This is a genomic window from Corallococcus sp. AB045 (assembly GCF_003668895.1).
GTDB lineage: Bacteria > Myxococcota > Myxococcia > Myxococcales > Myxococcaceae > Corallococcus > Corallococcus coralloides.
The window spans coordinates 1-10,687 of sequence record NZ_RAWN01000266.1; the positions used below are offsets into that span (position 1 = coordinate 1).

The window sequence follows — 10,687 nt, forward strand, 5'->3', positions numbered from 1 at the left end:
TTCCCTGACAGGCTGCGGAACGTTCCTGGCGGAGAGGGGACGGGGCTGGACCTCCGGGGCATTCGCGTTCGACAGCAGCCACCAGGACGCGCCGAGCCCCAGAAGTGTCGCCAGGGCCAGCGGGTAGAGACGCTGACGTGGCGCCTCCTGGATGGGAGCGGGTGTTTCCGAGCCGGAGGGACGGGTTTCAATGCGCGAAGAGCGCGGCTTGCCTGGCTCCGTGGAGCTCCGCGTGCGAGGAGCCCTGGTGGGCGGAGGAGCTCGCCAGGCGCTCATCTCCTCCAGGAAGGAGTGCGGCACTTCCAGCTTCCGGCCTCCCTGGACCAACTCCGCCTGGAAGAGGGAGCGCAGCAGGTGGGCAACGGTCATCGCGGAGAAGCGCGGGAAGTTCGAGTAGAGGAACCCCGCCAGCGCATCCCCGAACTCATGACTGGACTCGAAGCGCATGTCCCGGGTCGGAGCGAGCGCTCGCAGCAGGATTTCATTCAAGGCGTCCGGCAGGTCCGGCCTCAGGACCTTGGGGGCCGCGAACTCGCCGCGTCCGACCCGCATCATCACCACGTGAGGCGGCCCCTCCACGGGCAGCTTCCCGCAGAGCAGCTCATACAGCACGACGCCCGTGGCCCAGACGTCCGTGCGTGCGTCCACGTCCTCTCCGCGCGCCTGCTCCGGGGAGAAGAAGAGGTACTTGCCCTTCACCACGCCGGGCGCCGTCTTGAAGCCCCGGATGAGCTGGGCCTTGGCGATGCCAAAGTCGACGATCTTGACCTGACCTTCGTAGCCCAGCAGCACGTTGTCCGGGGAGATGTCCCGGTGGACGATGCCCAGCGGCCGGCCGCTGTTGTCCGTGCGGGTATGCGCGTAGTGCAGGCCCCGGCACATCTCCATCGCGATGAAGACGGCGATGGGGATGGGCAGGGCACCCAGGTCGCTCTTCAGCGCGCGCTTGAGGACGCGGTGGAGCGGCTGGCCATCCACGAACTCCATGGCCAGGAAGTACTCCCCATCCACGCGGCCGAAGTCGAAGACCTGGGCCACGTTGCCGTGGGACAGCGTGGCGGAGATGCGCGCCTCGCTGATGAACATGGAGATGAAGGCTTCGTCGTTGGCGTACTCGGGAAGCACTTTCTTGATGAGCACGGGCTTGGTGACGCCCGCGTCGCCCACCAGCTGGGCGCGCCACGTCTCCGCCATGCCGCCCCGGCCCAGCCAGGAGACCAGCTCGTACCGACCGAAGACGTCGCCTGCCTGGAGTGCCATGGGGCGGGCATCCTAAAGCCAGATGTCCTCAGGATGCGAAACAGTTCTGTGGGATCGGCTTTCTACTGGGAGGAGCGGCTCAGGATGTCGACGACACGTGCCCGGAGGCGGTGGTCAGGAGGGGCGAGCGTCAAGAACCGTTCGTAAGCCTTGTCGCTCCGCTCACGGTCATTGAGCTTGGCATAAAGCACGCCAAGCATGAGATGGCATTCAGGGACCTTCGGGTCCCTGTCCGCGCAAGCCTGGGCTACCGCCAGGGCCTCATGTATCCGGCCTTCTTTGTTGAGTCTGTCGACGATGGAGCGGACTTCGTTGATGTCCGCCGGAAGAAAGGTAGAGCCTTTTGAGCTGGCGCCAGTGCGAGAGGGCGGCCTTGTTGTGGCTGTGTCGGCTGGCGGCTGCGTGTCGCCGTATTTTGACTGAACGAGGTCAAGCGCAGTCCGGCAGCGTGGGTTGTTGGGAAACATCTTGATGCAGCGATTCGCCGTGGCGAGTGCTTCGTCTAGTTTGTCTTCTGTGATGGCGTCGCGGATGTAGAGCGTCATCTCGTGGACGGTGGAGACTTCCGCTATCGAGATGGTGCCCATGTTGTCGGCACCAGCAACCGGGGGAGTCACGGGAGCGTTTGTCTGGGACTCTTTCTTGTCGGGCTGGGTGGGACTCACTCCCGTCACGGCAAACGGTTGCTGAATGGGCGTGGGCGGTGGAGCCCCTACGGAGGTCTCGGGCGAGTGCGTATTCAACAAGATCCATACGCATGCCCCCACGGTCAGCAATCCTCCCGCGCTCAACCCGTAGAGCAGCGGGCGTGAGGTTCCAGAGGACGCCACGATGGACAGAGGCCGCGTCGGCGCCGTTGTCGCCGTGACCGGCGAGTTCACAGGCCGGACGCGCCGGGTCTGGCGTTCGGCGGAGGGCAGCGGTGTTACCGGCTCCTCCGGCACGGTCTGCACGCGCCAGGACTTCAGTTCCTCCAGGAAGGAGCCCGGCACGGACAGCTCGCGGCCCTCCTGCGCCAGGTCCCCCCGGAAGAGCACCCGCAGCAGGTGCGCGATGGTCATGGCGGAGAAGCGCGGGAAGCTCGAATACAGGAACCCCGCCAGCGCATCCCCGAACGCGTGGCTGGAGTCGAAGCGCTGCTCCCGGTCCGGGGTCAGCGCCTTCATCACGATGTCATTCAATTCCTTCGGCAGGTCCGGCCGGAGCACGCTCGGCGCGGGAATCTCTCCCCGCCCCACGCGCATCATCACCACGTGAGGCGGCCCCTCCACGGGCAGCTTCCCGCAGAGCAATTCATAGAGCACGACGCCGGTGGCCCAGACATCCGTGCGCGCGTCCACGTCCTCTCCGCGCGCCTGCTCCGGAGAGAAGAAGAGGTACTTGCCCTTCACCACGCCGGGCGCCGTCTTGAAGCCCCGGATGAGCTGGGCCTTGGCGATGCCGAAGTCGACGATCTTGACCTGGCCTTCGTACCCCAGCAGCACGTTGTCCGGGGAGATGTCCCGGTGGACGATGCCCAGCGGCCGGCCGCTGTTGTCCATGCGCGTGTGCGCGTAGTGCAGCCCCCGGCACATCTCCATCGCGATGAAGACCGCGACAGGAACAGGCAGGGCACCCAGGTCGCTCTTCAACGCGCGCTTGAGGACGCGGTGGAGCGGCTGGCCATCCACGAACTCCATGGCCAGGAAGTACTCCCCATCCACGCGGCCGAAGTCGAAGACCTGGGCCACGTTGCCGTGGGACAGCGTGGCGGAGATGCGCGCCTCGCTGATGAACATGGAGATGAAGGCTTCGTCGTTGGCGTACTCGGGAAGCACTTTCTTGATGAGCACGGGCTTGGTGACGCCCGCGTCGCCTACCAGCTGGGCGCGCCACGTCTCCGCCATGCCGCCCCGGCCCAGCCAGGAGACCAGCTCGTACCGCCCGAAGACATCGCCCGCCTGGAGTGCCATGGGGCAGACACTCTAAACCCAGATTCCATGAATGGCAGAATCGAGGCTGCCTTTCTTCTGCCTGGCTGCTTGGGATGTCAGCGAGTGGAAAGGCTGACCGCTCAACCCGCGTCGCCGGACTTCCCGAGCTCCTCCATGGCGCGTGCCCGGGTGGGATCATCCTGGGCTGCGAGCTTCACGTAGGCCTTGTAGTGCTCCTCGCTCAGCGTGGCGTTGCCGAGCTCCGCGTAGAGAAAACCCAGGTACCGCTCACACTCCGGGAAGGTGGGATCGAGCTTGATGCAAAGCTGGGCCTTCACGAGCGCCACGTCGTAGTCCTTCTCCTCGATCAGCGCCTGGATCTGCTGCTGCAGGTCCATGACCTCCTTGAAGGGCGCCGAGGGCTGTGGCGCCACGTCGGCGACCGGTGTGGGCGTCGGCTCGGGCGGTGGCTCCAGGGTCGCCACGGGCACGGGAGGAGGCTCTTCCATGGGCTGCATGGCCGTCTGATGCCTCCACAGGAGCAACAGGCCCGCGGCCACGGCAAGCAGCCCTCCCACTTTCAACCCGGTGCGCAGCGGGCTCGAGGTGGCAGGAGACGTCGTGGGGGCCCGCGGCGCTGGCGTTGCCATGGCCGGCGGATTGACCGCCCGGACGGGCCGGGTTTGCCGCTGGAGCACCAGGGGTGGGGCCACGGGCTTCGCTGGCGCGGCCGGCTTGCTCCACGCCTTCAGGTCCTCCAGGAAGGAGCCCGGGACGGACGGCTCGCGACCATGCTGCGTCAGGTCCTCCTTGAACAGCACTCGCAACAGGTGCGCGAGGCTCATGGAAGAGAAGCGCGGGAAGTTCGCATACAGGAACGCCGTCAGCGCATCCCCGAACGCGTGGCTGGAGTCGAAGCGCCGCTGGCGGTCCGGCGTCAGCGCCTTCATCACGATGTCATTCAATTCCTTCGGGAGGTCCGGCAGGAGCGTGGCCGGCGAGGGAATCTCACCGTTCCCAACGCGACTCAGCACCACGGCCGGCGGGCCCTCCACCGGCAGCTTCCCGCAGAGCAATTCATAGAGTACGACACCCGTGGACCAGACGTCCGTGCGCGCATCCACTCCCTCTCCGCGCGCCTGCTCCGGAGAGAAGAAGTGGAATTTGCCCTTCACCACGCCGGGCTCCGTGCTGATGCCGCGGATGAGCTGCGCCTTGGCGATGCCGAAGTCGACGATCTTGACCTGACCTTCGTAGCCCAGCAGCACGTTGTCCGGAGAGATGTCGCGGTGGACGATGCCCAGCGGCCGGCCACTGCCGTCCGTGCGCGTGTGCGCATAGTGCAGCCCCCGGCACATCTCCATCGCGATGAAGACGGCGATGGGAATGGGCATCCGGCCCAGGTCGCTCCTCTGCGCGCGCTTGAGGACGCGGTGCAGCGGCTGGCCATCCACGAACTCCATGGCCAGGAAGTACTCACCCTCCACGCGGCCGAAGTCGAAGACCTGGGCGACGTTGCCGTGGGACAGCGTGGCGGAGATGCGCGCCTCGCTGATGAACATGGAGATGAAGGCCTCGTCGTTGGCGTACTCCGGGAGGACCTTCTTGATGAGCACGGGCTTGGTGACACCCGCGTCGCCTACCAGTTGGGCGTGCCAGGTCTCCGCCATGCCGCCCCGGCCCAGCCAGGACACCAACTCATACCTTCCGAAGGTATCTCCGGCTTGCAGTTCCATATGGTGCGCGCATCCTATCCGGAACCTGGGAAGCCCCGAATGCAGGCCCCCTGTGACGGCGTGAAACCGGGTCAGTCCGTGGCGCCGGTCGCCCGCAGCTCGACGAGCTTCTGCAAGACATCGGGACGTCGCGGATGATTCGCGGGCGCGAACGCCAGGAAGCGCTCATAGCTTCGCGCGCTCTCCGAGACCTGATTCATCTTCGCCAGGACGTCACCCTGTAACAGGTGACAGTCCGGCTCCCGGGGGAGCCGCGCCACGCATTGGTTTGCGGCGTCCAGCGCTTCCTTCTGGCGGCCTCGTGTCAGGTGCATCAGGACAGCGCTTCGGGAGGACTCCAGCTCCGCCTCGTTGGCGGGCGTCTGCGCTTGGGGCTTGCGCTGAAGCAAGGCCGACAGTCGATCCTTCACAGCGCTCCGCCGGAGATCGGTGGGGAGCGCGTTCTGCAGGAAGGCCTGGTAATGGCTCACGCTCTTGTCGATGGAACGGAGCCGTTCGTAGGTGAGGCCCGCCGCCAGCCGGCAGTCCACGTTGTCAGGCACCGCGTCCACGCAGGTCTGGACCAGCTTCGCGGCCCGCGTCAGTTCCTTGCTGTTCTTGCTCAGGCGATACACTTCGTCGAGCAGGGTGCGCACCCGGGCATCACTCCACGCAATGGCTGCCAGGGACGAGGGCGGAGGCGGCGGTGGCTCCGGAGTCACTCCTGCATCCGCCACCACGGGCTCCACGGCTGCAGGTGCTGGCGCCGGTGCCGCCGCCACCACGGGCGGCACGGTGGAGCTTTCTCCCCGCGGGACTTCCGGTGCGCGCCGGAGCTGTGTCCACCAGACGCCACCGCCCAGCGCGAGCAGGGCCATGCTCCCCACCGCGAGTCCCACCCATGGCGAGCGGGAGCGGCGGACCGGCGCGATCTCGGCCGTGGGCACATCCGGCGCCGCCTCCTCCTGGGACTCGCGCGTGACGACGACCGGCGCGGGGGATGGCCGAGGCGTCTGGATGGCCCGGAGGTGGGGAACCGTGGGGAGCTGGTCCAGCGTCACGGGGTTCCGCCAGGCCTTGAGCTCCGCCAGGAAGTCGTCGGGAACCGCCAGCTCCCGGCCTTCGTTCAACAGGTCGCCCCGGAACAGCACCCTCAGCAGGTGCGCGAGGCTCAATGACGAGAAGCGCGGATGATTCGCATACAGGAAGCCCGCCAGCGCATCCCCGAACGCGTGACTGGTGGCGAAGCGCTGCTCCGGATCCGGGCTCAGCGCCTGGAGGACGATGCGGTTGAGCGCTTCCGGCAGGTCCGGCCGCAGCTGGCTCAACGGCGGAATCTCACCGTGAGCAACCTTCATCATCACGACATGCGGCGGGCCATCCACGGGCAGCCGGCCGCACAGCAACTCATACAGCACGACACCCGTGGCCCAGACGTCCGTGCGCGCATCCACCTCTTCACCGCGAGCCTGCTCGGGGGAGAAGAAGAGGTACTTGCCCTTCACCACGCCCGGCGCGGTCTTGAACCCCCGTTGTAGCTGCGCCTTGGCGATGCCGAAGTCGACGATCTTGACCTGGCCTTCGTAGCTGACGAGCACGTTGTCCGGAGAGATGTCGCGGTGGACGATGCCCAGCGGCTTCCCACTGCTGTCCGTGCGCGAGTGCGCGTAGTGCAGGCCCCGGCACATCTCCATCGCGATGAAGACCGCCACGGGGATGGGCAGCGCGGGCAGTCCGCTGCGCATCGCGCGCTTGAGCACCTTGTCGAGCGGCTTGCCGTCGACGAACTCCATGGCGAGGAAGTACTCGCCCTCCACCTGCCCGAAGTCGAAGACCTGCGCGACGTTGCCGTGGGACAGCGTGGCGGAGATGCGCGCCTCGCTGATGAACATGGAGATGAAGGCCTCGTCGTCCGCGTACTCCGGGAGGACCTTCTTGATCAGCACGGACTTGGTGACGCCCGCCGCGCCCACCAGCTGGGCATGCCACGTCTCCGCCATGCCGCCCCGGCCCAGCCAGGACACCAGCTCATACCTCCCGAAGGTGTCCCCCGCGTCGAGCGTCATGGGCCGTCTACCTTAGCCCCAGAATCCCGGGACCACCGAATAGACGTCTTCGCGTCTGTCCAACCCTGTGTGTAGGTTGGAACCTCACCCGGTCAGGGTGACTGCTTCTCGGCCCCGGCGGCGAGCGTGACGTACAGGCGGCCCAGCTCGGTCAGCTCACCGGAGGCGCCCAGCAGGTTGATGGAGGGGATTTCGTTGTTGCGCCCGGAGAACCACGCGTAGCGCTCGATGGCGGGCTCCGTCTCCAGATAGCCAATGGCATCCACCATGTACTTCTTCTGCACGTCCACGGTGATTGCGGTGGAGGGCTTCATGTCGCCGCACGCGAACTCCGTCAGCCAGAGCGGCTTGTCGTACTTCTTGAACTGCCCCACGTACCACTTGAGCGCGCTCAGGTCGCACGCGTACCAGTGGATGGCAATGGCATCCACCTGGCAGTTCGCGCAGGCCTTGAAGAAGGCATCCAGGTACACCACGGGGTCGGTGAAGGTGACGCCGTCCTCCGACACGCAGTCGCCGCAGTAGTTCACCGCCGGGGACACCAGCTTGAGCCCCTTGCGGCGGGCCACCTCCTCCAGCACGGGCCAGAGCGCCGCGGCCTGGCGGGGCGTCTTGTTCGCCTGTGATTTGAAGTTGGGCTCGTTGAACCCCAGCAGGTGCTGCGCGCCCGCGGGAATCTCCGACTCGAGCTGGGCCACCGTGGGCGTGCCGCCCCAGGCCATGGGCACGAAGGAGACCTTCTCCGAGACGTAGACGCTGGCCGCGCCGCTCTCCGGCTTGGGCGACCAGTTGTACCACCAGCTCATCCCCGGGGAGAGCGCCTTCAGGTCCTCCGCCGAGTGATAGCCATACCCGAGTCCCCGCTTCTCGCTCTTCGTCACGCCAGGGGTTGGATCCTCTGGCTGGGATGGCTCCCCGGCCGCGGGGTCGCACGCCAGCAGCGGCGACAGCAGGACGGCCAGGGCCAGCGCGACGGGGAGCCGGAGGGAGGGGCGCATGGCCAGGGACTCTACGCCCGGGTGTCGGGTGGGCGTCGAGTCCTGGCGTCACGCGGCCTTCACGTCACGGCGCCAGCCGGGGCAACGAGGCGGGGCTCGCCCACGTCGCGCCACCACGGCGTCACACCCTCCACGCGCGAGGGCTCCAGGCTCCGGCCCAGGCCCGGCGTGAAGAGGCGCACCTGCTGCTCCGTGGCCAGCTTCACCAGCGTCTCCACGGGCTCGTCCCACGCGTGCAGCGCCAGGTTGAAGGTGCCCCAGTGCACCGGCATCAGCGTGCCGCCGCCCAGCATCGCGTGCGCCTTGAGCGCGTTCTCCGGGCCCAGGTGGATGCTGCCCCAGCTCGGGTGGAACGCGCCCACCTCCATCATCACCAGGTCGAAGGGGCCGCATCTCCGGCCAATCTCCTCGAACTCCGGGGTGAGGCCGGTGTCGCCGCTGAAGAACAGCCGGTGCTTGTCCGTGGTGAGCACCCACGACGCCCACAGCGTCTTGTTGCGGTCGCCCAGGCCGCGGCCGGAGAAGTGCTGCGCGGGCGCCGCGCGGAAGGACACCGGGCCCACGCGGTGCTCCTCCCACCAGTCCAGCTCCGTGATGAGCTCCGGCGCCACGCCGAAGGCCTCCAGGTGGCGCCCCACGCCCAGCGCGGTGACGAAGGGCACCCGCCGCTTCGCCAGCGCCTGGATGGTGCTCCGGCACAGGTGGTCGAAGTGGTCGTGCGACACCAGCACCGCGTCCAGGTCCGGCAGCGCGTCCAGCGGCACGGGCGTGGCGTGGAAGCGCTTGGGGCCCGCGAAGGACACGGGCGAGACCCGGTCGCCGAAGACGGGGTCCGTCAGCACGCGCGCCCCGTCCACCTCCAGCAGCATCGTGCTGTGGCCCAGCCAGGTGACGCGCAGGCCGGTGTCCGGCGCGCGGGCCCAGGCGCCGCGCGGATCATCCACCGGCAGCGGCGCGGGCGGCGTGCGCTGCGTGCCGCCGAAGAAGTATTCGCCCAGGAGGGGCAGCGCGCTCCCCTGGATGCCGGCCCCCACGGGGGCGGTGTTGCGGAAGCCGTGACCCTCGAACTGACGGGAGGCCCGGCTGCGTTCGAGGCGGAGTCCCGCGCTGCGCGCGCTGTCACTGACGGTGGGCATGAGGCGGTTACTAACACCCACGCCTCCGCCCGGCACGGCCACCCGCCTGGAGCCCGGGCGGGGAGGCACCATGCGCCTACTGTGTGTCTTCCGGCGCCATGCAGGCGTGGCTGAGCTGGGTGGACCAGAGCTGGGCGTTCAGCGTGTCGTCATAGGCGCTGAAATAGACGCGGCTGCCCAGGCGGAAGAACTCGCGCGGATAGGAGGACCGCGTGGTCCCCTGCGACGCGATGTCCTTGAGCCGGCGCGTCCCGGCCGCCGTGCCGTTGCTCACCCAGGGCTCCAGGCCCACCGGGAGCATCTCCTCCGAGGCGAAGAAGACCAGGTTGTCCGCCGCCGCGTACACGGGCGAGCCGTACTCGTCCGACAGGCTGAGCGGCCGGCGCAGCAGCGTGGTGCCCCCGGCGGTGCCGTTCGTCACCCACAGCTGCGTGTCGCGGGGCGCGGGGCCGTTGCTGCCAATGGCCACGGCGAAGTACAGCTTCCTGCCCCCCGGCACCTGGCTCACGGCTTCGATGTATGGGAACGCCTCGCCCTGCGACGCGTAGTCGTTGGGCAGGGTGACCACGGGCTCCGGGTTCCCGCCCGTGAGCGGCACGCGGTAGATGACCATGTACTGGGTGCTGTAGGACGTCGTCGTGACGTACGCGTACGTGCCCAGCGCGCCCAGCACGCGCATCGCGCGCGTGGAGCCGAAGGACGCCAGCCGCAGCGTGCCGCCCGCAGTGCCGTCCGTCTTCCACAGCTCCGACAGGCCGCTCGACTCATCCAGCTTGAAGAGGGTGAGCGCGCCGGTGGTGCGCACGTCGTTCGGGTAGGTGTCGGGGCCCGCGTCCAGCCGCTTCAGCTGGAAGGTGCCCGCGGGGGTGCCGTCCGTCCGCCACAGGGAGGTGGCGCCCTGGAGCTCGCGCACGAAGAACAGCAGCGCGTTGCCCTGCTTCGCGTCCAGGTAGCTCACGTCCACGCCCGTGCCGAAGTCGCGCACGCGCGCCGTGCCCGCGGCGGTGCCGTCCGACCTCCACAGCTCATAGCGCGTGGTGGACACCGAGGCGTCGTACGTCTCCTTGAAGAAGACCAGCGTGGAGCCGGCCGCCGTCAGGTGCGTCAGGTACGAGTCCTCCACGCCCGGCGTCAGGTCCTTCACCATCCGGGTGCCGGCCTCCGTCCCGTCACTGACCCACAGCTCGGCGCCGTGCGTCGCGTCCGGCGCCTGGAAGAAGAGTCGCGCCGGGGTGGCGGTGAGCTGCGACAACAGCGGCGTCCCGCTGCCCGCCGTCGCCGGGAAGCCCTTCACCTCCGTGGTGCCCGCGTCCGTGCCGGTGCTCCGCCACAGGCCGCGGCGGCCATCCTCGTAGTTCACCGCGAAGTGCAGCGTCCCCTGGAAGTCCACGAAGCCGCCCGGCCCCATCGCGAAGCGCGGGATGCCCAGCTCCGAAGGAGGCAGGATGCTCTTCACCCGCTGGGTGCCCGCGGCGGTGGGAAGGCAGAGGCCCTCCGCTGTCACCTCTGGCGCAAAGGTGGGTTCCTGTGCGAGCCCCGCCTCCGTCTGCTCCTCGGGAAGCGCCCCGCCGCAGCCCACCCCCACCACCAGCAAGGACA

Annotated in this window: 7 protein-coding genes; all 7 read right to left on the minus strand. The window is 68.1% G+C overall.

Translation table 11 applies throughout. From position 1 onward, the window contains the following. A partial coding sequence (locus tag D7Y21_RS37295; RefSeq protein ID WP_233612441.1) for a serine/threonine-protein kinase occupies positions 1-1,260 on the minus strand: 1,260 nt, incomplete at its 3' end. 62 nt (positions 1,261-1,322) lie between these two features. Next, the gene (locus D7Y21_RS37300; protein ID WP_121718232.1) at positions 1,323-3,212 is read right to left on the minus strand and encodes a serine/threonine-protein kinase; all 1,890 of its coding nucleotides are present in this window, start codon (positions 3,210-3,212) and stop codon (positions 1,323-1,325) included. A 101-nt stretch (positions 3,213-3,313) separates the two neighbouring features. Continuing rightward, positions 3,314-4,909, minus strand: coding sequence for a serine/threonine-protein kinase (locus D7Y21_RS37305; RefSeq protein ID WP_121718233.1), 1,596 nt, complete (start codon positions 4,907-4,909; stop codon positions 3,314-3,316). Positions 4,910-4,980: 71 nt separating this feature from the next. Beyond that, positions 4,981-6,954, minus strand: a complete 1,974-nt coding sequence (locus D7Y21_RS37310) for a serine/threonine-protein kinase (RefSeq protein WP_121718234.1) — start codon at positions 6,952-6,954, stop codon at positions 4,981-4,983. Positions 6,955-7,046: 92 nt separating this feature from the next. After that, a complete protein-coding gene (locus tag D7Y21_RS37315; RefSeq protein ID WP_121718235.1) occupies positions 7,047-7,952 on the minus strand; it encodes a glycoside hydrolase family protein in 906 nt (301 codons plus the stop codon). 59 nt (positions 7,953-8,011) lie between these two features. Beyond that, positions 8,012-9,088 carry an MBL fold metallo-hydrolase gene (locus D7Y21_RS37320; RefSeq protein WP_120565235.1) on the minus strand — a complete coding sequence of 359 codons (1,077 nt, stop codon included), beginning with the start codon at positions 9,086-9,088 and terminating at the stop codon, positions 8,012-8,014. A 76-nt stretch (positions 9,089-9,164) separates the two neighbouring features. Then, positions 9,165-10,687, minus strand: a 1,523-nt coding sequence (locus tag D7Y21_RS37325; RefSeq protein WP_121718236.1) for an ELWxxDGT repeat protein, incomplete at its 5' end; no start/stop codon positions are given.

Excerpts from the sequence above, each read along its gene's own strand:
- D7Y21_RS37310 (WP_121718234.1), bottom strand. The coding sequence starts at position 6,954 with ATGACGCTCGACGCGGGGGACACCTTCGGGAGGTATGAGCTGGTGTCC.
- D7Y21_RS37320 (WP_120565235.1), bottom strand. The coding sequence starts at position 9,088 with ATGCCCACCGTCAGTGACAGCGCGCGCAGCGCGGGACTCCGCCTCGAA.
- D7Y21_RS37305 (WP_121718233.1), bottom strand. The coding sequence starts at position 4,909 with ATGGAACTGCAAGCCGGAGATACCTTCGGAAGGTATGAGTTGGTGTCC.
- D7Y21_RS37315 (WP_121718235.1), bottom strand. The coding sequence starts at position 7,952 with ATGCGCCCCTCCCTCCGGCTCCCCGTCGCGCTGGCCCTGGCCGTCCTG.
- D7Y21_RS37300 (WP_121718232.1), bottom strand. The coding sequence starts at position 3,212 with ATGGCACTCCAGGCGGGCGATGTCTTCGGGCGGTACGAGCTGGTCTCC.